This window comes from Flavobacterium flavipallidum (assembly GCF_038289905.1).
GTDB lineage: Bacteria > Bacteroidota > Bacteroidia > Flavobacteriales > Flavobacteriaceae > Flavobacterium > Flavobacterium flavipallidum.
Map to the genome: position 1 here is coordinate 48,009 of NZ_JBBYHU010000016.1, position 25,477 is coordinate 73,485.

General features: G+C 32.3%; 22 protein-coding genes. 9 read left to right on the plus strand and 13 right to left on the minus strand.

Annotated elements, in window-relative coordinates; all coding sequences use genetic code 11:
- Positions 1 to 127: 127 nt before the first annotated feature.
- From AAEO59_RS09340 to purN, 4 genes are all read right to left on the minus strand, one after another.
- A complete protein-coding gene (locus AAEO59_RS09340) occupies positions 128 to 2,026 on the minus strand; it encodes an amidophosphoribosyltransferase (RefSeq protein ID WP_341700469.1) in 1,899 nt (632 codons plus the stop codon).
- Between the two features lie 184 nt (positions 2,027 to 2,210).
- Positions 2,211 to 3,134, minus strand: a complete 924-nt coding sequence (locus AAEO59_RS09345) for a PfkB family carbohydrate kinase (RefSeq protein WP_341700470.1) — start codon at positions 3,132 to 3,134, stop codon at positions 2,211 to 2,213.
- Positions 3,135 to 3,210: 76 nt separating this feature from the next.
- A complete protein-coding gene (gene rnhA, locus AAEO59_RS09350) occupies positions 3,211 to 3,690 on the minus strand; it encodes a ribonuclease HI (protein ID WP_341700488.1) in 480 nt (159 codons plus the stop codon).
- A gap of 9 nt (positions 3,691 to 3,699) precedes the next feature.
- A complete protein-coding gene (gene purN, locus AAEO59_RS09355; protein WP_341700471.1) occupies positions 3,700 to 4,263 on the minus strand; it encodes a phosphoribosylglycinamide formyltransferase in 564 nt (187 codons plus the stop codon).
- 176 nt (positions 4,264 to 4,439) lie between these two features.
- Between purN and AAEO59_RS09360 the strand changes: the two genes are divergently transcribed.
- The 6 genes from AAEO59_RS09360 to AAEO59_RS09385 all read left to right on the plus strand — a co-directional run bounded on the left by AAEO59_RS09360 (position 4,440) and on the right by AAEO59_RS09385 (position 9,849).
- A complete protein-coding gene (locus AAEO59_RS09360; protein ID WP_007137004.1) occupies positions 4,440 to 4,676 on the plus strand; it encodes an acyl carrier protein in 237 nt (78 codons plus the stop codon).
- 171 nt (positions 4,677 to 4,847) lie between these two features.
- Positions 4,848 to 6,101, plus strand: coding sequence for a beta-ketoacyl-ACP synthase II (gene fabF / locus AAEO59_RS09365; protein WP_341700472.1), 1,254 nt, complete (start codon positions 4,848 to 4,850; stop codon positions 6,099 to 6,101).
- Between the two features lie 9 nt (positions 6,102 to 6,110).
- Positions 6,111 to 6,851 carry a ribonuclease III gene (rnc, locus tag AAEO59_RS09370; RefSeq protein ID WP_341700473.1) on the plus strand — a complete coding sequence of 247 codons (741 nt, stop codon included), beginning with the start codon at positions 6,111 to 6,113 and terminating at the stop codon, positions 6,849 to 6,851.
- A 114-nt stretch (positions 6,852 to 6,965) separates the two neighbouring features.
- On the plus strand, positions 6,966 to 7,454 hold the full coding sequence (locus AAEO59_RS09375) for an IPExxxVDY family protein (protein WP_341700474.1): 489 nt from the start codon (positions 6,966 to 6,968) through the stop codon (positions 7,452 to 7,454).
- 8 nt (positions 7,455 to 7,462) lie between these two features.
- On the plus strand, positions 7,463 to 8,896 hold the full coding sequence (pyk, locus tag AAEO59_RS09380; protein ID WP_341700489.1) for a pyruvate kinase: 1,434 nt from the start codon (positions 7,463 to 7,465) through the stop codon (positions 8,894 to 8,896).
- A gap of 185 nt (positions 8,897 to 9,081) precedes the next feature.
- Positions 9,082 to 9,849, plus strand: a complete 768-nt coding sequence (locus tag AAEO59_RS09385; protein ID WP_341700475.1) for a Bax inhibitor-1/YccA family protein — start codon at positions 9,082 to 9,084, stop codon at positions 9,847 to 9,849.
- 56 nt (positions 9,850 to 9,905) lie between these two features.
- On the opposite strand, the gene dinB is transcribed toward AAEO59_RS09385, so the two are convergent.
- On the minus strand, positions 9,906 to 10,991 hold the full coding sequence (dinB, locus tag AAEO59_RS09390; RefSeq protein WP_341700476.1) for a DNA polymerase IV: 1,086 nt from the start codon (positions 10,989 to 10,991) through the stop codon (positions 9,906 to 9,908).
- 23 nt (positions 10,992 to 11,014) lie between these two features.
- Positions 11,015 to 13,093, minus strand: coding sequence for a recombinase (locus tag AAEO59_RS09395; protein ID WP_341700477.1), 2,079 nt, complete (start codon positions 13,091 to 13,093; stop codon positions 11,015 to 11,017).
- Between the two features lie 255 nt (positions 13,094 to 13,348).
- Between AAEO59_RS09395 and AAEO59_RS09400 the strand changes: the two genes are divergently transcribed.
- A complete protein-coding gene (locus AAEO59_RS09400; RefSeq protein WP_341700478.1) occupies positions 13,349 to 13,816 on the plus strand; it encodes a CYTH domain-containing protein in 468 nt (155 codons plus the stop codon).
- 1 nt (position 13,817) lies between these two features.
- On the opposite strand, the gene AAEO59_RS09405 is transcribed toward AAEO59_RS09400, so the two are convergent.
- The 7 genes from AAEO59_RS09405 to uvrC all read right to left on the minus strand — a co-directional run bounded on the left by AAEO59_RS09405 (position 13,818) and on the right by uvrC (position 23,548).
- Positions 13,818 to 14,324, minus strand: coding sequence for a septal ring lytic transglycosylase RlpA family protein (locus AAEO59_RS09405; RefSeq protein ID WP_341700479.1), 507 nt, complete (start codon positions 14,322 to 14,324; stop codon positions 13,818 to 13,820).
- Between the two features lie 83 nt (positions 14,325 to 14,407).
- A complete protein-coding gene (locus AAEO59_RS09410; protein ID WP_341700480.1) occupies positions 14,408 to 14,833 on the minus strand; it encodes a hypothetical protein in 426 nt (141 codons plus the stop codon).
- A 151-nt stretch (positions 14,834 to 14,984) separates the two neighbouring features.
- Entirely contained in the window at positions 14,985 to 16,628 is a 1,644-nt protein-coding gene (gene pgi / locus AAEO59_RS09415; protein WP_341700481.1) for a glucose-6-phosphate isomerase, read from the minus strand.
- 172 nt (positions 16,629 to 16,800) lie between these two features.
- A complete protein-coding gene (locus AAEO59_RS09420) occupies positions 16,801 to 18,033 on the minus strand; it encodes a peptidoglycan DD-metalloendopeptidase family protein (RefSeq protein ID WP_341700482.1) in 1,233 nt (410 codons plus the stop codon).
- 245 nt (positions 18,034 to 18,278) lie between these two features.
- On the minus strand, positions 18,279 to 19,052 hold the full coding sequence (locus tag AAEO59_RS09425) for a DUF3108 domain-containing protein (RefSeq protein WP_341700483.1): 774 nt from the start codon (positions 19,050 to 19,052) through the stop codon (positions 18,279 to 18,281).
- Between the two features lie 452 nt (positions 19,053 to 19,504).
- Positions 19,505 to 21,706 (minus strand): patatin-like phospholipase family protein, encoded by a 2,202-nt coding sequence (locus AAEO59_RS09430; RefSeq protein WP_341700484.1) that lies wholly within the window; start codon positions 21,704 to 21,706, stop codon positions 19,505 to 19,507.
- A gap of 42 nt (positions 21,707 to 21,748) precedes the next feature.
- The gene (uvrC, locus tag AAEO59_RS09435) at positions 21,749 to 23,548 is read right to left on the minus strand and encodes an excinuclease ABC subunit UvrC (protein ID WP_341700485.1); all 1,800 of its coding nucleotides are present in this window, start codon (positions 23,546 to 23,548) and stop codon (positions 21,749 to 21,751) included.
- 111 nt (positions 23,549 to 23,659) lie between these two features.
- On the opposite strand from uvrC, the gene AAEO59_RS09440 reads away from it, so the two are divergent.
- The gene (locus tag AAEO59_RS09440) at positions 23,660 to 24,898 is read left to right on the plus strand and encodes an aminotransferase class I/II-fold pyridoxal phosphate-dependent enzyme (RefSeq protein WP_341700486.1); all 1,239 of its coding nucleotides are present in this window, start codon (positions 23,660 to 23,662) and stop codon (positions 24,896 to 24,898) included.
- Positions 24,891 to 25,460 carry a 5-formyltetrahydrofolate cyclo-ligase gene (locus tag AAEO59_RS09445; protein ID WP_341700487.1) on the plus strand — a complete coding sequence of 190 codons (570 nt, stop codon included), beginning with the start codon at positions 24,891 to 24,893 and terminating at the stop codon, positions 25,458 to 25,460. The genes AAEO59_RS09440 and AAEO59_RS09445 overlap by 8 nt, the downstream gene beginning before the upstream one ends.
- Positions 25,461 to 25,477: the final 17 nt, after the last annotated feature.

The following is a 25,477-nucleotide window of genomic DNA, read 5'->3' on the forward strand; positions in this document are numbered from 1 at the left end:
TGCCCCAAATCTACCATAAACTTAACCTACTAATATTATGGTATATCAAATGTATTCCAGTTATTATTTAATAACAAATATTTAAGACAAACAACCTAAAAAACCGATAAATAACTTAATTTACCTTTTAATAAGCTCTAGCATCCTTACCTTCGTAAAAATTCATGAAAGCTCGGTTTACAACTCTATTTCCTCCTGGCGTAGGATAATCTCCGGTAAAATACCAATCTCCTAAATTTTTAGGACAAGCCACATGTAAATCTGCCACTGTTTGGAAAATAATTTTTACTTCTGCTTTTATCTCAGGAGAACTTAACATCTCAGCAATTTTATCTGAAATTTCCTGATCAGTAAATGGCTCATAAATAGCCGTAACATAATTCACCACATCCACATCTTTAAAGTCTTCCTGCGCTTTACATTTAGCATAAACTTCATCAACAATATGATATAAGTTTCTTTCTTTCAAAAGATCTAAAGCAGCTCTAAAAGCAACTAAACCTTCTAACTTAGCCATATCAATTCCATAACAATCCGGATAACGAATTTGTGGTGCCGAAGAAACAATAACAATACGTTTAGGATTTAAACGATCCATCATCTTAATAATACTCTTTTTAAGAGTTGTTCCCCTAACAATACTATCATCAATAATTACAAGATTATCTTCTGGCTTAATAACACCATAAGTCACATCATATACGTGAGCCACTAAATCATCACGACTATCATCAGCAGTAATAAATGTTCTTAGCTTCGCATCTTTGATAGCTACTTTTTCAGTTCTAATTTTAACCTCTAACAACTCTTTTAGAGTTTCTGCTGTTAAAATATTTCTGTTTTCTAAAATGTAATTATTTTTTCTTTGATTTAAGAAATCCTGAGCCGCTTCAACTAATCCAAAGAAAGAAGTCTCAGCAGTATTAGGAATATATGAGAATACTGTATTATCTGTATCTTGATCAATAGCATTTAAAACTGCAGGCAAGATTAATTTTCCCAAATTCTTTCTTTCCTGATAAATTTCAGCATCACTTCCTCGTGAGAAATAAATACGCTCAAAAGAACAAGCTTTTTTAACTGTTGGAGTTAAAATTTCTTTCATCGAAACCACTCCGTTCTTCTTAATAATTAAAGCACTTCCCGGATCAATTTCTTTTACTTTATCAAAAGGAACATTGAAAACTGTTTGAATTACTGGTCTCTCTGAAGCCACTACAACAACTTCATCATCTTGGTAAAAATATGCCGGACGAATTCCTGCAGGATCTCTAAATACAAACGCATCTCCATGACCTAACAAACCAGCCATAGCATATCCTCCATCTAAATTTTTAGCCGAACGCGCTAAAATTTTAGCAACATCTAATCGCTCTGCAATAACAGGAGAAGCTTCTTGTTTTGAATAACCTTCTGCTTTACAATCCTGATACAACTGCATAACTTCTTTATCTAAGAAGTGACCAATTTTCTCCATTACAGTAACCGTATCAGCCATTTCCTTTGGATGCTGCCCTAACTCAACTAAATTTTGAAAAAGCTCTTTAACATTCGTCATATTAAAGTTACCTGCCAAAATCAAATTACGATGCATCCAGTTACTTTGTCTCAAAAATGGGTGCACACTTTCAATACTATTTTTACCAAAAGTACCGTAACGCACATGACCTAAAAACAACTCACCGATATAAGGAATATTCTTTTTTTGAGCCGCAACATCTTCAGCATACTCCGGATTAGTAGTCATCTCCTCATTTATTCTTTCATTGATCTGAGAAAAAACATCCTGAATTGGCTGAGACTGATTAGAACGAACTCTACTAATATATCTCTCACCTGGTTCTACATCTAATTTAATACTAGCAAAACCAGCACCATCCTGCCCACGATTATGCTGCTTTTCCATCATTAGATACATTTTTTGTATCCCATAAAAAGCAGAACCGTACTTCTCTTTGTAAAATTCAAGCGGTTTCAGTAATCTAACTAAAGCTATTCCACATTCATGTTTTAAAGCATCGCTCATTGTAGTTGTATTTGTTTTGTTGTGTTATCCTGTTTTTAAAACTTTATTTCTAAAGCTTACTTTATTATTTTTAGAATTACAAAATTCTATATTTCTCAGCTTGTTCTTTGTTAATCTAAATTAAGAAAATCCAATCTTTTTAGATATTGAACGAAAAAAGCCTCGTTCCCGAGGCTTTAAAGCATTATAATTCTATATCAAATTGTGTTAATGATTTAAATTGCTTTAATCGTGACACAACCTCTTCTTTTTCTAAACTAAGCATTCGTTCTGTTCCAAATTTTTCAACGCAAAAGGAAGCTAAATTTGAACCATAAATTATTGCATTTTTCATATTCTCAAAAGAAACATTTTCACTTTGAGCAATAAATCCAGCAAAACCTCCCGCAAAAGTATCTCCTGCTCCAGTAGGATCAAAAACTTCTTCTAATGGTAAAGCTGGAGCAAAAAACACATTGTTTCCATGAAACAATAAAGCACCATGCTCTCCTTTTTTAATCACCACATATTCAGGTCCCATAGCCTGAATTTTTGCAGCAGCTTTTACTAGAGAATATTCTCCTGAAAGTTGTCTTGCTTCTTCATCATTAACAGTAATCACGTCGACACGTTTAATTACATCTAACAACTCAGACAAAGCGCAATCCATCCAAAAATTCATCGTATCAAGAACTACTAACTTTGGCTTACTTTCTAATTGATCCAAAACACTGCTTTGAACTATTGGATGTAAGTTACCTAACATCACCACATCAGCATTTTTAAAATTTTCAGGAACTTTTGGCTGAAAATCAGCCAAGGTATTTAATTCAGTAACTAAAGTATCTCTTGAATTCAAGTCATTATGATAACGCCCACTCCAGAAGAAGGTTTTACCACCTTTTACAACTTCTAGCCCAGAAATATCAATATTTCTATCAGTCAATAAATCAATATATTCTTGAGGAAAATCATCTCCAACAACAGAGACAATAGCTGATTGCAGGTTGAAAAAAGCTGCTGAAAGTCCAATGTAAGTTCCCGCTCCACCTAAAATTTTATCGGTTTTTCCGAAAGGGGTTTCAATTGCGTCGAAAGCAACAGTTCCAACAATCAATAATTTATTCATTTTATGAATTTCAAATTAAAGATGCAAAGATAATTTATATGTTGCAAAGTTGCAAAAGTTAAAATCGACAAAATTATCACAAAATTTTCCCCTCTTCATTTTCATAAAAAGCATCAATCGACAAACTCTTTTGACTAGAGGCAAAAACAGCTAATGCATCACAACGTTCATTTTGAGGATGATTATTATGGCCTTTTATCCATTTAAAATCTACCTGATGTTTTCGATAAACAATTAAAAATCGCTTCCACAAATCAGCGTTTTTCCTTCCAGCAAAAGCCTTTTTCTCCCACCCAAGAACCCATTTCTTAACTACTGAATCAACAACATACTTAGAATCCGAAACCACCAACACTTTCATGTTTGGGTTTTTTAATTTTTCAAGTCCTACAATCACTGCCAGCAATTCCATTCTATTATTAGTAGTATATCGAAAACCCTCATAAAATTCTTTTCGATGAGCAGTTCCTACTAATTCCATAACAACCCCATAACCTCCTGGACCTGGATTTCCCTTTGCAGCACCGTCTGTATATATATGTACCTGATAATCCAATTTCAAATTTTAAGCTTTCAACAAATCCTCTATTACACCTGGAAAATATTTTTGCTCTAATTCGTGGATTTTCTCAGCTACCACCTCTGGAGTATCCGTCCCCAATACAACAACACTTTTTTGAAAAATTATTGCTCCTTCGTCATAATTTTCATTAACATAATGAATCGTAATTCCTGATTCTTTCTCTTTATTTTCTACTACCGCATTATGCACATACATTCCATACATCCCTTTACCACCATATTTAGGCAATAATGCAGGATGAATATTTATAATCTTATTCGGATAAACCTCTATTAATCTATCAGGGAATTTCAATAAGAAACCTGCCAAAACGATTAAATCAGGATTGATTACTTCTATTTTTTGTAAAAAACCACTTTCATATAGTTCACTTTTAGAAAATACTTCAACAGGAACATCATTATTTTTTGCTCTGTCAATAACTTTAGCATTCGCATTATTTGTAAAAACCCCTACAACATCAGCTACAGCACTTCCTTTAAAATGTTTTATAATATTTTCAGCATTAGTACCGGATCCAGAAGCAAAAACAACAATTTTTTTCATATTTTATTTAGTTTAAGTCACACAAAAAAAAGAATAAAAAACGAAACAAAATAGCTTTAATAACTCTTTGTTAAAAATTATTTTCTAATTTAGATGTCACATTTATCAACTTAATAGTGGTTTTAAAATAAAGTTTTTTATTTTTGCCACAAAATTAAATTCTAAAATTAAAGATTATGTCAGACATTGCATCAAGAGTAAAAGCGATTATCGTAGACAAATTAGGCGTTGACGAAAACGAAGTTGTAACAGAAGCAAGCTTCACTAATGATTTAGGAGCTGACTCATTAGACACTGTTGAGCTTATTATGGAATTCGAAAAAGAATTTGACATTCAAATTCCAGACGATCAAGCTGAAAACATTGCTACTGTTGGTCAAGCTATCTCTTACATCGAAGAAGCAAAAAAATAATACATACACACCCGATTATATAATCTATAAATCGGGTGTTATTATTTTTTAAAATTAAAATTAAGATTGATTTTCAATCCATTATACATAATACAGCACCCATGGCTCTTAGGTAAAACACAAAAGAAAGCGTGGGTTTTGTTTGTTTAAAGATAACAAAATACAAAATATATGGTATTAAGACGAGTTGTTGTAACAGGTCTAGGTGCTCTTACTCCTATTGGTAACAATATTGAAGAGTATTGGAATGGTCTAATTAACGGAGTTAGCGGGGCTGCACCAATCACTTATTTTGACGCGTCAAAATTCAAAACTCAGTTTGCTTGCGAATTAAAAAACTTCAATGTTGAAGATTTTATAGATCGTAAGGAAGCTCGAAAAATGGATCGTTTCACTCAATATGCTGTAGTTTCTGCAACTGAGGCAATGAATGATGCTAATTTTGATTTAGATAAAATTGATGTTGACAGAGCAGGTGTTATTTGGGGATCAGGTATTGGAGGTTTAGAAACTTTTCAAATTGAGATGCTAAACTACTCCGCCGGAGACGGTACCCCAAAATTCAACCCATTCTTTATCCCAAAAATGATTGGTGATATTGCCTGTGGACACATTTCAATTAAATATGGTTTTAGAGGTCCAAACTTCGGAACCGTATCAGCCTGTGCTTCTTCTACAAACGCTATTATTGATGCATTCAACTACATTCGTCTAGGTCATGCAGATGTTATGGTAACAGGAGGTTCTGAAGCCGCAGTAACCATTGCAGGTATGGGAGGATTTAATGCACTTCACGCATTATCAACTCGAAATGATGACCCAAAAACAGCTTCAAGACCTATGGACAAAGACAGAGATGGTTTTGTACTTGGTGAAGGTGCAGGGGCGTTAATTTTAGAAGAATACGAACACGCTATTGCACGTGGTGCTAAAATCTATTGCGAAATTGGCGGTGGAGGTATGTCGGCTGATGCGCATCATATTACCGCTCCTCATCCTGAAGGATTAGGTGCTAGAAACGTAATGTTAAACTGTCTACGAGATGCTGGTCTAAAACCAACTGATGTTGACGGAGTAAATATGCACGGAACTTCAACACCTCTTGGAGACATGGCTGAAAGCAAAGCTATTGAGCAAGTTTTTGGAGAACACGCTTATACCATGAATTTAAATTCAACTAAATCTATGACGGGTCACTTGTTAGGAGCCGCAGGAGCAATCGAAACGATTTCTGCTATTCTTTCAATTAAACACGGAATAGTTCCTCCTACAATTAATCATTTCACAGATGATGAAAAAATCGATTCTAAATTAAACTTCACGTTTAACACTGCTCAAAAAAGAGACATGAATATCGTGATGAGTAATACTTTCGGTTTTGGAGGTCACAATGCTTGTGTATTAGTAAAAAAATTAGGATTCTAATTTTATACTATGAGTATATTCAAAAAAATATTCACAAAATCCCGTTCTCAAGAAGACGGGATTTTTTTTGAAGCTATTCAAAAAATACTTGGTTTTCCACCAAAGGAACTAAACCATTATCATAAAGCCTTTACACACCGCTCTTCAGGTAAAACAGATTCAAACGGAAATCCTATAAGTTATGAACGATTAGAGTTTTTGGGCGATGCAATGCTTAGTTCAGTAATTGCTGCTCATCTATTTAACGAAGTACCACACGGAGACGAAGGCTACCTAACAAAAATGCGTTCTAAAATAGTAAGCAGAGAACATCTTAATGAACTAGGAAAAGACTTAGACCTTATCCGTTTTGTTGACAGCAAAGTCCCAGTACAACATTTTGGCGAAAATATACACGGTAATATTTTTGAATCACTTATAGGCGCTATCTATCTTGACAAAGGCTATCCATTTTGTGAAAGATTTATTCAAAAAAAAGTAATCATTCCTTATGTCGACATTCCAAGACTTGAAGGAAAAGTAATCAGCTACAAAAGTTTAATTATTGAATGGTGTCAAAAAGAAAAAAGAATATTTCATTATGACATATTCGAAGACAACGCAATAGATGGTCAACGCCTTTTTGGGGTCAAATTGAGTATTGATGAAAAAGTAGTCGCAAAAGCAAGAGCAACTTCTAAAAAGAAAGCCGAAGAAAAAGCATCTCAACGTGCTTATTTTGCTTTTCAGGAAAAAATGAACAAAAAATAGCATTAAATTCTATTAAGCTATAACGTTTTCGTTTCAAATTTAACGAATTCATCATGTTTTCAACACTTATACTTCGTCAGAAATAGTATATTTACATCTTTATTTTTAATGAAGATGGCTGTTCATAAATTAAGTCTTGATGAATTTGATGAAATTGACTATAATCTTATCGCAATTCACACATCTTTAGAAGATTACAGATTGGCATATTTTATCAATCAGAAACTTCCAATAAATCTAGCTAAAAGCAAAGATGAAGTTCAAATCAACATCAAAGAAGGTGAAACAAAATTCTCAAGGTTTTATTTTTATGACGAAGAAAATACAGTTGCATGGAATTTAGTTCAAAATATCAATGAAGTAGTTTCAGAAAAAAATCAGGAAATACAAAATTTATTTTCAGATACAAGTGAGAACATTTCAACAAAAGTATACTTACTTCCAGAATTTAAAAAAGCCGATTATTTTTTAAAAATAGAAAATACCGATGACAATATAGATGTCAATCAAATAAAAACAATATTAAATACTATAGATAACATCACAACGGTCTATACCGTTGAAACAAAACAAATAAAATCTAAAAACAATCTAATTTTTTAATGCAAATGATTACAACAAACAAGAAAACTAAAATTGTGGCGACCCTTGGACCTGCTTGCGGAACCAGAGAAATCATAAAAGATATGGTTGAAGCAGGTGTAAATGTATTCAGAATTAACTTTTCTCATGCTGATTACACTGATGTAGAAAACAGAATCAAAATCATCCGTGATTTAAATGCTGAATTCGGTTATACTACAGCCATATTAGCAGACTTACAAGGACCAAAACTTCGTGTTGGGGTTATGAATGACGGTGTTGTTGTTAATGATGGTGATTTAATCACATTTACCACAGCCGAAGACATCATTGGTACTGCTGAAAGAGTTTTCATGAAATATCAAAACTTTCCTAACGATGTAAATCCAGGTGAAAGAATCTTACTTGATGACGGAAAATTAATTTTCGAAATCGTTTCAACTGACAAAAAAACAGAAGTAGTTGCTAAAGTAATTCAGGGTGGAGAATTAAAGTCTAAAAAAGGAGTTAATCTTCCTAATACAAAAATTTCACTTCCTGCATTAACTGAAAAAGATATCGCAGACGCCATTTTTGCTATTAGCCAAAAAGTAGACTGGATCGCACTTTCTTTTGTAAAAACACCACGTGACTTACAAGATTTACAAGAATTAATTGCTGAACATTCTGAATACAAAATTCCAATTGTTGCTAAAATCGAAATGCCTGAAGCATTAGAAAACATGGATAAAATTGTAGCTTACTGTGATGCTTTGATGGTTGCTCGTGGAGACCTTGGAGTAGAATTACCTGCTCATGAAGTTCCATTGGTACAAAAAGACTTGATTCGCAGAGCTAAAACAGCTCGTATTCCAGTAATTGTGGCTACCCAAATGATGGAAACAATGATTACCAGCTTAACTCCAACAAGAGCTGAAGTAAATGACGTAGCAAACTCTGTAATGGACGGTGCTGACGCAGTAATGCTTTCTGGAGAAACTGCTGCTGGAAATTACCCTGTACAAGTAATTCAAAAAATGACTCAAATTTGTGAAGCAGTAGAAAACTCTTCATTAATTCAAGTTCCACAAAATACACCACAAATTAAAACAAACCGTTTTATCACTAAAACTATTTGTCGTCATGCTGCAGTTATGGCTAACTCTATTGAAGCAAAAGCTATTTCTACAATGACTAACAGTGGTTACACAGCATTCCAATTATCAGCTTGGAGACCAAGCACTGCTGAGATTTTAGTATTTACTTCTAATACAAGAATCCTTACTCAATTGAGTTTATTATGGGGTGTTAGAACTTATTTCTATGACAAAGAAGAAAGTACGGATACAACAGTAACAGATATTAATAATATCGCTAAAGAAAAAGGACATGTAGCAACTGGAGACTATATCATCAACTTAGCTTCGATGCCAATTAAAGATAAAGGTATGGTAAACACCTTAAGAGTATCTGAAATCATCTAAAAAGAATAGATTTATACCGAAATCCGTCTCGATAGCCATCGGGACGGATTTTTTTTATAAAGTTTTCTGTTTTTGTTTACAAAATAAAAAATGAGAGCGACACTTACTTCTAAAAATTAAGAAGAATTATACAAGTTCATTAAAAAATATGATTTATATTTGACTAACATAAAACACATTGTACTATGGAATTCAAATCAAAAAATCCTTTTTTAAACAATAAAAGCTTTTCTCCTACATCAAGAGCTGAACAAGTTCATGAAGCTACCGTTATAGGTTACGAACAGCAGATGACCATTTCTGGCACTATAAACAAAACAATTTTATTGTTTTTATTACTTACAGCCGCTGCTATGATTACGTGGTGGATGACTTTTAATGGAATGAATCCAATTGTTCCAACAATTGGCGGAGCTATTATTGGTTTTATTTTAGTTCTTATTTCAGTATTCAAACCACAATATTCAGGTTATTTAGCTCCAGGTTATGCCGTTTTTGAAGGACTATTTATTGGAGGGCTTTCAGCCATTTTCGAAGTTCGTTATCCAGGAATTGTTATTCAGGCTGTAGGAGCTACTTTTGCTACATTCGCAGTATGTTTAGGACTGTATAAATACCAAATTGTAAAAGTAACTGAACAATTCAAATCAGTTGTTTTGGCCGCTACATTGGCCATTGCTACTTATTACCTTATTTCGTGGTTATTTTCAATGTTTACAAGTTATCAGCCTGTACATTACGGAAACTCATTATGGAGTATCGGAATTAGTGTTTTTGTAATTGTAATTGCTGCTTTAAATTTATTCTTAGATTTTGACCGTATAGAAGAAGGTGCTAAACAAAGAATGCCTAAATACATGGAATGGTTTGGAGCAATGGGATTGATGATTACCTTAGTTTGGTTATATGTTGAATTCTTAAGATTACTTTCAAAACTATCTAGTAAAGATTAATTTTTAGACTATAAAATCTACGCAAGCCCTTCTCAAAAAGAAGGGTTTTCTTTTTACTAAAAATTAAATTTTAACTGAACTGCAACTACAGCTTTTTTAACTTCTGTATTTAAACTGCTCATTGAAATCCCTAATAAACGAACAGAATCCTTCAAGCGCTCCTGATATAATAATTCTTTTACGGTTTCAAAAATCAATCCTTTGTCAGCTATAAAATACGGCAAAGTTTTACTTCGGGTTTGCTGTGTAAAATCGCTGTATTTAATCTTTAGTGTTACCGTCTTTCCGGAAACATTATGCTTTTTTAGCCTTCTTTCTAAACTATTGGCTATAAGTTCTAATTTTTCCAACATGAAAACCTCTGAAGAAAGATTTACGTCAAAAGTATGTTCGGCAGCAACTGACTTTGTAATTCTGCTGGATTTTACTTCACTATTATGAATTCCTCTAACAACATAGTAATAATAACTTCCAGACTTCCCAAAGTGTTTTTCTAAAAACTCTAATGATTTACTTTTCAATTCTAATCCCGTAAAAATTCCCAATTGATACATTTTCTCAGTTGTCACTTTACCTACACCATAAAATTTTCTAATAGGTAAATTTTCTAAAAACGGGATTACTTCGTCTGGCGTAACTGTTTTTTGACCATTAGGTTTATTGTAATCGCTGGCAATTTTGGCCACAAATTTATTGATCGAAATTCCTGCCGAAGCCGTCAATCCTACTTCATTAAAAATGCGATTTCTAATTTCCTGAGCCAATAAACTCGCACTGGGATTTCCTTTTTTATTTTGAGTAACATCAAGATAAGCCTCATCAAGTGACAATGGTTCGATCAAATCAGTATAGTCTCGGAAAATTTTATGAATTTGATTTGAAATTTCCTTATAACGTTCAAATCGTGGACGCACAAAAATAAGTTCAGGACAATATTTTTTTGCAAGAACTCCGCTAATAGCACTTCGAACACCAAATTTTCTTGCCTCATAACTCGCCGCAGCAACAACACCTCTGTTTTCTGAACCTCCAACTGCAATCGGTTTTCCGCGAAGTTCAGGATTATCCATTTGCTCCACCGATGCAAAAAAAGCATCCATGTCAATATGTATAATCTTTCTATGTGGATTAAGTTCAGGCATCTTAAACAAAAGTATAAAATACTCTATTTATCTTTTTCTGCCTGCAAATAATTTTCAACCACTGCCGATTTTATTTTTCTCTCTGTTGGAAAAAAGAAACTAAAAGGCTTAGACTTAAAATGATTCCAAATAGAAGCTGTTACAAAACGTAATTCTCCTAATGGTATTGCTCGAGATCTAAAAGCTAATCCTAAAGAAAGACTAAAACTCATCATAAAATTGACTAATCCTATGACTCCTATTCCTATAACACCCCAAAACAACATCACATCACTCACCTCATAATTAGCTCCATACAAACCCAAAGCCAGATTACCGCTTGCAAATGTTATATGTCGTATATCCAAATTCAATCCTAAAAAAATACCAATTGATGAAGTACTCCCCATGAAAACACCAAACCAAAAATTAGAAATAGTACCAGCCCATTTTTTCTCATATAAATCAGCTAATTTTTGTGTACGCAGTTTACCAATACTCTTTTTTAATAATGGGTGTTCGGCAATACGAAAATAAACCTGATTATGTTTATCTCTGTTGGTAACACTCCCTGAAATAATTCCGGATAAAAACAAGAATACTCCGGCTATTGCAGCGTGAAAAATGGCCAAGGAATGAACCGGACTCAAATCAGTAATTAGTTTATCCCATTTTGCGGCAGCGATATTGTAATCAAGACTATAATCAATAAGCCAGATACCCAATAATGAAATGGGAAAAGCCATAATCACATTCCCCACAAATGCTATAAATTGAGATCGAAAAACACGAGCAAAAAGGATCGCAAAAGCATTATATTTTTCCGTTTTCTTCCCATGCTTTGACTCCCCTTCCTCTAAAGCTTTTATCAATGCAGACGCCGTCATTGCAGGTTGTTTAGTTGCCAAAGTAAATCCTAAAATATAAATAGCAATAAAACCAAAAGCGTAATTCATACTGTAAAGAAAAGCATGACCAAAAATACTAGTGTCAACTTTTGCTAATAAGACTTTAATAATACATAAAATCCCAACTATAAATCCACCTCCAAGTGCATTCCAAAACATTTTGAAATACTCCTTTCTACTTTCAGTAATATATTTTTCACCTGTTTTTGCTGTATGCTGCGTAATTTCATATGAAATCAATTGAATGCTTTCGGCAATAAACTTTCTGACATTATTTTTATAGCAATTAAATTGTATTAATTGCAAAGCCATTTCAATTCCATTGGTCTTTACATCTTTTTCATCTTCTACTTTCAAAAGCGAAATAAGAAATTTAAGCCGCTCGAGTTGTTGCCTAATTTTTAATAAATTTTGATTTACCCTCAGTGAAATTCCATATTTAGAACTATTTCTAAATGCTTTCTCAACAAAGTCCTCACAATGTTTCAATAAAACCAAAAGATGCGCTAAAGACAAATCGCCTGAAACAATAAAGTGATGCTCTGATTTTACAATTTCATCCTCAATTAAAAACAATTCTTTTTCAAATGCCGAGAAGGGACTTTCCAAATTATCAAATTCAGGAACCATCTTAATCACATCGGTCTCCATAGCCCGACCACTAATTCGTTGAGTAATTAAGTGCATAGCTATCAACACTTCAGACAAAGCAGAATTAGGTGCAACGCTTCCATATATCGATTCAAACTCCAGAAGATCATATAATTCCTCTAATTGTTCTTTGGGTATTTTAGCAATCCAAACACTATCAGTTGCTAAATAAAATACCTGATTAAGAACATATTCTAAAGTATCTTTTTGAGGCTGATAAGGTAAAATTTTAGCCAGAATTCTTTTTTTTACTTCAAATATAAAATCCACATCCTGCAAAATTGCAGCGTCAGAAAAAATCTTATTAAACTTCCTATTGCTTAGAATTTCTTTCAAATAAACAGACAACTCCTTTGTTACTGAAGGATTCTCTTTTAAAAAAGATATCAACTCTGACAAGTTCACTTCTTCCAAACCTTTTAGTTTTAAAGGTCGGATTAACTGAATTAGCTCTACTAAAGGCTCCAGATTATTTTTCTCTTCAAGCCAATTAGAACTTCCTTCAAAAAAACGAGTTATTCGCTGTACAAAAGTGGGTTTTATCTTTGCTTTTATTAATCGCATAAATTGCTGTTTTATGTAAAAATACAAATCGGTAAATTAAATTCCATAAACATATTCATAAAAAATAAATAATATAAAAAAATGTAACCTTCCATTTTTATAAGCAAAATGGACTAAAAAGTAAAAAAACCATATTATACATATATCAAAAAACATCCCTTTTCATATTCTTAAAAATTTCTCATACTGATTCGCCACAAACATTAAAATTATCAAAGAATAATCTACCTTTAGACTTTAAAATTTTAATTGGAAATGTTAGAAATCGAACGAAAATTTTTAGTGACTTCAGATGCGTATAAAAAAGGAGCTTTTTCCCAAAAACGCATTATTCAAGGTTATTTAAATTCTAATCCTGAGCGCACAGTACGTATCAGAATAAAAGAAAACAAGGCCTATTTAACTATAAAAGGTAGTTCAAACACTACTGGTATGTCGCGTTTTGAATGGGAAAAAGAAATTCCGGTGGATGAAGCTAAAAATTTATTATTGCTTTGCGAAAAAGGAATAATCGACAAAACCCGATTTGAAGTAAAAATAGGAAATCACATCTATGAAGTTGATGAATTTTACGGGGAAAATGAAGGTTTAGAAATGGCCGAAATTGAACTTGAATCAGAAACCGAATCATTTGAAAAACCACAATGGTTAGGTAAAGAAGTAACCAACGACAAGCGTTACTACAATTCTTATTTAAGTAAAAATCCTTTTAAAAACTGGTGATTTATTTCACTACTTCTTCAATTGTTACGATCATAGAACCCGATCCTTTATTTTTTGCAATTTCCATATAAGCCCTTTTTGTCAAATCAATTTCTCTTGATCGTACAAAAGGCCCCCTATCTATAACCTCAACAATTACTGATTTTCCATTGGCTTCATTAGTAATTTTCAATTTGGTACCAAAAGGAAATTTTTTATGTGCGGCTGTATATTCATTATTGCTAAATCTTACCCCACTTGTAGTCCTTCTTCCATTAAACTTATCCGCATAATAAGATGCATGTACACTTTTTTTATATAGTCTTAACTTTGTAACTGGAATTTCATTAAAAAAAGTATCTTTTACAACTCCTTTTTTCTCAACAACTGAAGGATGCTTCCTTAAAACCGAATCTCTTAACTCAGCAGCAGTTGGTTTTTGTGCTTTTTTCACTGAAGTCTTAACACCTTGAGCGTTTACAAAGACAAGGGTAAAAAATAAAAAAAGTAGGGTTATTGATTTTTTCATATTAACCTTTTTAGTTCAAATACATTTAAAACAAAACGGATTTCTTGACAAAAAAAGTCCTTTTCAGGACTTCTTTTCAGATTTTATTTAAACCATAACGACCAAGGAATTCTACTTAGTATAAGCAACAATCCTAATCCGTAAAAAATAGCAAATGTTTTAAACTTAGATTCACTTGTGGTTAATTTTTTATGTTTTGACCATCCTATTGTGATCAAAGTAATGGCAATGATATTAATTAAAGGATGCTCTAAAGAAGTTAATCGCACCATTTTATCTGACATTTGCCCCAAAGAAGCTAATCCAAGTGGAGAAACAAAATACAAAATCAATCCTACTAATAACTGGGTATGTGTCCCAATTAATCCAAAAATTGCAATCTTTCTATCTTTAGCAGTAAACTCTTTTTTAGAAGACAAACCTATAAAAGCGTTAATTACAGCAAACACTAATAATAAAAGTGCTAAATAAGCCCAACCAGAATGAAATTTTTGAATGAATTCGTACATGTTTTTAATATTTTTTTTAACAAATATAAACAAAAAAGGTATAAAAAAAACCTCATTACACTAAATGCAAATGAGGTTTTTATTCTTATAATTTAGCCATTTTTTAAATACAGACTGATAATCAAACACTTAAACAGCTAAATCAAAAATGTTATTTATTTCTTAAAAAATGCCCTAATAATGAAGCAGTTGAACTATCGTGGCTTTTTACTTCATTAGCATTAATTTCATCTAAGATAGAATTAGCCAATTGTTTTCCTAACTCCACACCCCATTGATCGTAACTAAAGATATTCCAGATAAAACCCTGAACGAAAATCTTATGCTCATATAACGAAATCAATGAACCCAAAGATTTAGGGGTTAACTTTTGAATCAAAAATGTATTAGTTGGTTTATTTCCAGAAAAAACTTTAAACGGTAAAAGAAATTGAGCAGCTTCTGCCGAAAGTCCTTGTTTATCAAATTCAGCCTGAACTTTTGACTCATCCTTTCCGTTTAGCAACGCCTCTGTTTGAGCAAAAAAGTTAGACATCAATTTGTCATGATGATTATGATCACCGTACAATGGTTGTACATAACCTATAAAGTCCGTTGGGATTACTTTAGTTCCCTGATGAATCAATTGAAAAAAGGCGTGTTGCGCATTCGTTCCAGGCTCTCCCCAAATAATGGTTCCAGTTTGATAATCTACTGCTTTACCATCACGTCCTACACTCTTTCCATTACTTTCCATTGTTCCTTGCTGTAAATAAGGCGCTAATTTTTGTAAATATTGTGTATACGGAATTAATGCTTCACTCTCGGCTCCAAAAAAGTTATTATACCAAACGCTTAACAAAGCTAAAACTACTGGGATATTTTTATCAAAATCAGCATTTTTAAAATGTTCATCCATTTCATTTGCACCACTTAATAACGCCTCAAAATTATCATAACCAACTGCTAAACTGATAGACAAACCTACTGCACTCCAAAGAGAAAAACGTCCTCCAACCCAGTCCCACATAGGGAATACATTGTCAGGATTAATCCCAAATTCAGTTACTTTTTGTAAATTAGTAGATACTGCCACAAAATGTTTCGCCACATCTTCCTGAGTTGCAGATTGTAAAAACCATTTTCTAATAGTTTCAGAATTTGTTAAAGTTTCCTGAGTTGTAAAAGTTTTAGAAACAATTACAAAAAGGGTTGTTTCAGGATTTAACTTTTTAATGATTTCGTTCACATGATCTCCATCTACATTAGAAACAAAATGAACATTCAAATCATTTTTATAATATTGTAAAGCTTCTACAACCATTGCAGGTCCTAAATCAGAACCTCCAATACCAATATTGACTACATCTGTAAAAGCTTTTCCGGTATAACCTGTTCTTTTTCCAGAAGTAACTTCGTTAGTAAAAGTTTTAATTTTATTTTTTACTTCATATACTTCCGGAATTACATTTACTCCATTTACATTAATTACCGCAGATTCTTTTGCTCTCAATGCTGTATGAAGTACAGCTCTGTTTTCAGTTTGATTGATTAATCCTCCTCCAAAATAATCTTCGATACCTTCTTTAAGCCCCATTTCATTGGCTAATTCAAGCAACAATTTTACCGTTTCCTGATTGATAATATTTTTAGAATAATCTATTAAAAAATCGTTCCAAAGGATGCTAAATTTTTCTGCTCTTGAAGCATCTTTGTTAAACATTTCCTGCATGGAAACGTTTTGTAATTCTTCAAAATGTTTTTCCAGCTTCTTCCACGAAGCTGTTTGAGTTGGATTTAGTGTACTTAAAGCCATCAGTATTTTGTTTTTAGTGTTTTTTAGATTTGCTCGTAAAAATACTGAAATTAGTTCGAATAGCAGGAAAATTTCCAACTATATAATTACAAAAACCAACCAGTTTGTAAATAAAAAAGGAGAAACAATTCTCTACAAATCGTTTCTCCTCTATGATTTTTTATATTCTTAACTATAAATTCCCAATACTGTCCAGCTCTCGTTTTAAAGGCTCTATCGTTTTCATAAATCGGGCCTTATTTCTACCTTCCATTGGTGTTCCGGTAGGCAATTTTAATTTTAACGCATCTACCTGTACTCCATTTTTCCAAAAACGATAGCACACATGAGGACCGGAAGCTAAACCTGTACTACCAACCCTTCCTATAACATCCCCCTGATTGACACGCTGACCACGTCTTACCAAAATTTTGGACATGTGTAAATACTGAGTTGCATAAGTTCCGTTGTGTTTTACTTTTACAAAATTACCATTACCAGCTGTATAACCAGTAGTTTCTACCACACCTGCTGCAGTAGTCATAATAGGTGTTCCGGTAGGTGCCGCATAATCGGTTCCTTTATGTGCTTTCCATCGGTGTTGTACCGGATGAAATCTATTCATTGTAAATCGGGAAGTAATTCGACTGAACTTAATAGGTGCTTTCAAAAAGAAATTTTTCATTGTTTTTCCTTCTTCGTCATAATAATCAACTTTTCCGGAAGATTCATTTTGAACAAAAGGAAATGCATACATGATTTTACCTTTATATTCAAAAAAAGCTGATTCTATATTACTTACTCCATTATAAATAGAATCGTTTATATAACGTTCATTAAAAGCAATTCCAAAACGGTCGCCTTTTTTTAATTTAAAAAAGTCTATTGACCATGAATAAATTTTTGTGATTTGACTTGCTAAATTAGCTTCAACTCCTGAGTTTGCAAGAGTTTCTGACAATGAACCTTTTAAAACCCCGGTAATAACTCTGCGTTTATACGTAACAGGTCTTACTTTTTTATGAGCAACTACAACAGAATCCCTTAAATCAAAAACATAATAACTCAAATCATTAGGTTCATAGACAAAAACCTGCAATTTGTTTGTCTTATCTTTAGAACGCAACATTGTATAGGTTTTATCCGGCCTTATGCTGCGAACATCAAAAGTATCTTTAATACTATTTACAATTTCATAGATTTTTCGGTCTCCAATATTTTGTCCCTCTATAATTGTCCCGAAAGTATCTCCTCTTCTAACCGTATCCTGAATTACATTATAGTCGGAAAAATTAAATCCAAAATCAGAATTATCTTTTTTACGAATTTCCTTTTTTACAACTTTTTCCACATCATTTTCTGAATCTGAATTTTTACAGGAAACTACTAAAGTCAGTGTAATTATAAATATTAAAACGTATTTCAAACTTTATTTTTTTATTCTATTCTACTTGTTTTTTATTTTCTTATTCAATTGGCTTCACTCGTCCTAAGAAAAAGTTTTTTTTGACACTTCGGACACATTAATTTTCTGCAAAGAAGCAATTAAAAACCATTTTGAAAATAAATTCAGAAAGCAAGTCGTTTATACCAAAGGAAAATTTGAATTGCTCATGTATGAAAGCATTATTTTAATTAAATTAAAAAAAAACTTACTGCACAATATTACATTCATTTTCTTTTTACTCTAAATGGAGCTTTCAAACCTTTGAAACCATCCAAATCTGCTTTCAACGAACCTACGGCCAAATCTGCTTTGATACGAAGTGGCAATCTATTTTCATCGTCAGAAACCCAAACTGTTAAACTCTCCTGTTCTTTAAAAACTCTACCCGACTGAACTAATGGTCTAAAAATCATTGAAGACACGACTCCAAATTTAGTTGTAATATCTTCACGTCCCATGAATTTTAACTTAAATTTTGTGGTTTCGTCATCAAAAAACATATCAATTTCTACAAACTCCCCAGGCTTAATCTTATCAATAGTAGGATAATTACGTAGATAATAAAAAGTGGATAAAATGTCTTGCGTGTTTTTAGGGATAACAAAAGTTTTTTCAGTTTTCCTTTTATAATCTTTTACAGTTACCCTATGTAAAGATTGATTAAAAAAACCTTCTTGATTTTTAGTATACCCTCCTTCGTTAATATTCCTAACAAATTGATAAGGACTCCCAGTTTCTTTATCAATATAACTTTCATAAATATCAACTACTTTAAAAAAAAAGCGTGACAAACCAGTAGTATAACCTTTGCCTACTACATGAAAAACTTTTTTATTATTTATGAAAGCGTCTTTAACTTCAAGAGTAGCATATCCTGCATTTACAAATCCGTAATGAACACGAAATTTAAACCATTCACCTACTACATAGGCATCATCGGAACGAGAATCAAAACTTGCGGTTAAAATCAATAATAGGAGTAGCATTATTTTTTTCATAATTTACTAAAATTTCTTTATTGATCTAAATGGCAAATTTTGTTCCAAATATATTAAAACAAAAAAACTCAGTCAAATAATGACTGAGTTTTTATGCTATTAACCAACCAAAAAATTATAAATTATTAAATTTATATTAAACCAAAAGGAAACCACCCCTCTTGTTTTGATATTACAAAGATATGGCAATAAAATGCGATTTCTACAACAAAAATTAAGTTTAACATAATTTTAAAACAAGATTCGGAAGATTTATGGTTTTTTTTTAAATATCATAAAAAAAGAGGTTATAAAAAATTAAAGTGATAATTTTTCATTTTCTTCCAAATGAAACAAAAGAGTAAATTCCACATTTATTTACATTTTTTAAACAAGAAAACATCAGGTTTGAGTCAAAAAAAGCATTTCAGACAAAAACCTGATGTTTAAAATTTCTATTAATTAAATAATTTCTAAAACGGAAAGCCTACACTAAACCAAGTATAACTGCTTTTTGTTTCGGGTGACCAACTACGTTTTATTTCAATAGGACCAATAGCTGTTTCTAAACCATAACCAAAAGCATAACCGGAAATTTTTGGAATGGAAACCCAATCTACAGTTGCAAAGATATCATTACCAATATTAGCGTAGTTTGCAGTAAAATTGATATGATTATTTTTAAAAACCTCATAATCTAAAGTCACCGCTGATTTTATATAACTATTACCCCCCAAACTTAAAAAGTCATAGCCGTAAAAATGACTAAAGTTATTAGACACATTATATCCATAACCTCCTAATATAAAATTAAAGAAAGAAACACTTTTATTACCAAAAGAAAATCCTGCTTCGGATTGAATCTTTACTGATCCTGACTTAAACAATTTAAAAGCTACTCCAAGATTAGCCTTGACAATCGAAAATGGATTAAATTCATTCGTATAATCTGAAGAATAAAGATAAGAGTGGATGTCTCCTGAAAAAAACCAACCTCTTTTAGGGAAAAACTTATCGTCTAAAGTATCATAATTTAAGCGCCCAAAAACACTAAAATAATCACTTTTGTCAATTTTAGATCCGGAATCATTTAAAGTTTTTGAATTAATGTTAAGGTATTTATATTCTAAACCACCTCCTATTAAAAAACGCTGTAAAAACATCGATTGAAAATACAACTGATTCGTAAGATCAACCATATCTACATTCAACGAATTAATCCCTAAATCTTCAAAATTCAAATTAGTTATTTGCCCTTCAATATTTCGATTAAGCTGATTCAAAAAAGACTTAAATCCAAGACTAATATTATAACCATTCTCAATATAATAATCAAAATTATACCTGAAGTTATCTCCCAAAATCACATCCAAAGAAGCCACATCATTTTTAAAAAAGTTTTTCTTATGAGTAAGATTTACTAAAACAGCACTTTTGTACAATCCGTCGTAATGTAATCCAAATTTCAAAAAAGAATCTACGGGATTCTCTTTTAACACTAAATTCAAATCGTCTTTTCCATTATTTTTTTCAAAAGAATAATCTATAGCACTAAAGTTTTCTGTTGCATTCAAATTATTAATCCCAGTTTGCAACTGGTCATAACTAATTTTAATTCCAGGTTTAAATCGCAACTTACCATAAACATATTCTTTAGTATAATTTTTTAATTTATTACAATTAATGTTGGCAATATCTAAGCTATCAACTCCATTAACCAATTTAGGTTTCTTATAATTATTAGCCTGAGCACCTAATTGTTTTAATCGTTCAAAAACCGAAAAAGCAGCCTCCTCGCCCCTACCTAGTATCTCTTTTCCGCTATCAAAAGACATTACACCATAATCCTTGATATCCGGCCGAATATAAATATCAGTTTTTAAAACATTCTCTTTCATTTTATCGATGGAATGAAGATTGGTAATTTGAACCAAAATCTTTGTAGCATCATTAAGCTGTTTTCTATCTAATAAATCGTTTTGAACATCTACACCTATAATAATATCTGCACCTAATTTTCTAACTTCATCGATAGGATAATTATTAACAACTCCGCCATCAACTAAAAAACGATTCTGATATTCTACAGGAGAAAACAAGGATGGAAATGCTGAACTGGCAATCATAGCACGTGCCAAATTTCCTTTGTTTAATACTACCTGTTCTCCGGTTTCTATATCAGACCCAATGCATAAAAACGGAATAGAAAGCTGATTAAAATCCCGTACATGTCTAACATCTCTGGTTATTCGGCTCAACAAATTAAAATTATACAAGCCTTTAGAAAGCGCATCTGGAATTCCAATTCTATATTTATTAAAAGGCAAAACAAGCGAATAAACCTCATCGTTTCTTTTCTCATAAAAATTTTTAGTTTGCCTTGGAATGTAATCACTTAAGAGCTCATCAAAATCGGTATTTTTAAAAATTGAATCCAGTTGAGCTGCATTATATCCCGCAGCATACAATCCGCCTACAACAGCTCCCATACTGGTTCCTCCAATATAATCAATTTTTATTCCGGCCTCTTCAATTACTTTAAGAACCCCTATATGAGCAAATCCTTTAGCGCCACCTCCACTGAGTACCAGTCCTATTTTTGGCCGGTCTTTTTTTTGAGAATACAAACTCAAGCCACTTAATAAAACAAGCAGTAAAAAGAAATACTTTTTCATAAAACAATTTCTATTTTAGAATTATATGCCTTTTGAAATAAACTAAGACATTGTGGTTTTGTAAAAATCGGTAATTTTTTTGGCTTTTGATACTCCTACAACGTCTGAAATTTCTTTTTCGGATGCTATTTTCAATCTTTTAACACTTTTAAAATGCTGAATAAGTTTTAACATCGTTTTTTCACCAATTCCAGGAATGGATTCCACTGAAGAATTTAATGCCGACTTACTCCTTTTATCTCGGTGATGTGTAATTCCAAAACGGTGTGCCTCATTACGCAAATGCTGAATAACTTTTAAAGTTTCCGATTTTTTATCCAAATAAAGCGGAACCGAATCACCAGGAAAAAACAATTCTTCTAATCTTTTTGCGATACCTATTATACTTACTTTCCCACGCAATCCTAAATCATCAATACTTTTTAAAGCCGAAGACAATTGCCCTTTACCACCGTCTATGATTATCAATTGAGGCAAAGATTCTTTCTCATCCAGCAGTCGTTTGTAGCGACGATATACCACTTCTTCCATCGAAGCAAAATCATTAGGCCCTTCAACCGTTTTGATATTAAAATGACGATAGTCTTTTTTACTTGGCTTTCCGTCTTTAAAAACAACACAGGCCGAAACAGGATTTGTTCCCTGAATGTTCGAATTATCAAAACATTCAATATGTCTGGGTTCAACCGGCAAATGCAAATCTTTTTTCATTTGAGCCATAATTCTATTCGTATGCCTGTCTGGATCTACAATTTGTAATTGCTTCATTTGTTCAATTCGATAAAACTTAGCATTACGAACAGACAAATCCAAAATCTGTTTTTTATCACCTAACTGGGGCACGGTAACTTTTATATGCTCACCTAAATCAACTGCAAAAGGCACAATTACTTCTTTTGACAATAACTGAAATCTTTCACGTAATTCTATAATTGCTAATTCTAGTAATTCTTCATCCGTTTCAGCTAATTTTTTCTTGATTTCCAAAGTATGGGATCGAATGATCGAACCGTGTGAAATTTGAAGAAAATTCACATAAGCAGCACTTTCATCCGAAATAATAGAAAACACATCAACATTCGTAATTTTAGGATTTACAATTGTAGAACGCGATTGATAATTCTCCAGAACTTCGATCTTTTCTTTAATCTTTTGCGCTTCTTCAAAATGCATTTGCTGAGCTAAATCCATCATCAACTTTCTAAAATCCTTTAAACTATCTTTAAAATTCCCTTTAAGAATTTCCCTAATAGCATTGACCTGTTTTTGATACTCTTCTAAGGATTCGTATCCTTCACAAGGACCTTTACAATTCCCAATATGATATTCAAGACAAACCTTAAATTTCCCGTTATCAATATTCGATTCGCTCAAATCGAAATTACAGGTACGCAAAGGATACAATTCTTTAATTAAATCCAAAATAGTACTTACCGTCTTAAAACTTGTATACGGCCCAAAATATTCCGAACCATCTTTAACCATTCTTCGGGTTGAAAATATCCTCGAAAAAGGTTCTTTCTTGATACAAATCCAGGGATAACTTTTATCATCCTTTAAATTGATATTATAACGTGGCTGAAGGGTTTTAATCAAATTGTTTTCCAACAAAAGCGCATCGGTTTCGGTAGGAACCACAATATGTTTTATGGTTACGATCTTCTTAACCAAAACATTCGTTTTAGCCGTATCATGAATTTTATTGAAATAAGAAGAAACTCGCTTTTTTAAATTTTTTGCTTTACCAACATATAAAATCTTACCTTCTTTATCATAATATTGATAAACACCTGGGCTGTCCGGTAAAGTTTGAATTTGAAGTTCTAATGCAGGATTACTCATAAAACAAATTTAACTTGAAAAACTACAATTTCCAAATTCTCAAAATATCAAGCCCACAATTAACTTTTTTGTAAAAAAATTAAAATTATCTTTGACAAAAATATTGATATCATGATTTATTGGAAAAAACTGACTCAAGAAGAACGAAAAGCAAGAATACAAAAAGCATTAGATGAAAATGTAAATTTCTCTAAAGATGCATCCCTTGGTTACCCTGCTTCAAAATTAGATGGCAAAGTATTTTATGATGATGCACCTTTTTTAAAAGATGCCCCTACATTACAAACTTATGTTGCCAATCCTAACCATATTGGATGCCATACTTTAGGAACTTCTGAAAGCGCATTCAAAGGTACACAAAAAATAGAACGTGAGGTACTAGAGGTTTTGGCTGTTGATGTTTTTAAAGCAGATCAAAAATCTATTGATGGTTACATTTCCCCTGGCGGTACAGAGGCAAACATTCAAGCCATTTGGATGTATCGTAATTATTTCATGTACAAAGAAAATGCAAAACTAGATGAAATTGTCATCTTAGCTTCTGAAGACACACACTATTCTATACCAAAAGGAGCCAATGTATTAATGCTGGATCTTATAAATATTCCTGTTTCTTTCAACAACAGACAGATTGACAAAACAGCATTAGAAGATATCATTATAAAAGCAAAAGATAACGGAAAGAAATATTTTATCATCGTTTCTAATATGGGAACCACCATGTTTGGTTCTGTAGACAACCCCGATGATTATACTGACTTACTCGAAAAACACCAAGTAGTCTACAAATTACATATTGACGGTGCTTATGGAGGTTTTGTATATCCGTTTAGCAACCAAAAATCAAGCATCAATTTTAGCAATCCTAAAATTAGCTCCATTACAATTGATGCCCATAAAATGCTACAATCACCCTACGGAACAGGTATTTTCCTTTGCCGTAAAGGACTTATTGAAAACGTACTAACTAAAGAGGCACAATATGTAGAAGGAATGGATTTAACTCTTTGCGGTAGCCGTTCAGGTGCAAATGCCGTAGCAGTGTGGATGATTCTATTTACTTATGGCCCTTACGGCTGGTTTGAAAAAATTTCTGTTCTTCAAATGCGTACGCAATTTTTATGCAACGAATTAGATCAATTAAATATCAAATATTTCAGAGAACCATTCATGAATATTGTTACAATTCATTCCGAATTTATTCCGAAAGAAATTGCTAAAAAATACGATTTGGTACCTGACCAACACAATGATAACAATAAATGGTATAAAATTGTATTAATGGATCACGTAGAAGTAGATCATTTGACTACTTTTATAAATGAATTAAAAACAGTAATACATGCTTAAGAAAGAATTACGTTTCAAATACAAATCACTGCGCAAACAACTTTCTGAAATTGACATCGAGGAAATGAGTTTAGCTATCTGCAATCAATTGTTGCAGCTAAATATTTGGGACAAAAATTATTTCCATATTTTTTTGCCAATTGTAGAACATCAGGAAGTAGATACCGAATTGATTTTACACTTACTTTCAGGAAAAGACAAAAATATCCTTATCTCAAAGTCGCATTTTGAAACCCGTGAAATGACGCATTATCTTTTGACTGATGGTACTAAAATCAAAAAAAACGAATACAATATCCCGGAACCTGTAGATGGAATTGAAGTTCCTTCTAGCAAAATAGAAGTAGTTTTTGTCCCTCTTTTAGCTTTTGACCAAAAAGGAAATCGGGTGGGCTATGGTAAAGGATTTTATGATAAATTTTTAAGCGAATGTCAATCGAATACCATCAAAATAGGACTTTCATTCTTTGAAGCCGAAGATGAAATCGAAGATGTTTTTGAAAACGATATTCGTCTTGATTATTGTGTAACTCCAAAAACAATATACCAATTCAACTCATAAAAAAAACCGGCATCTGA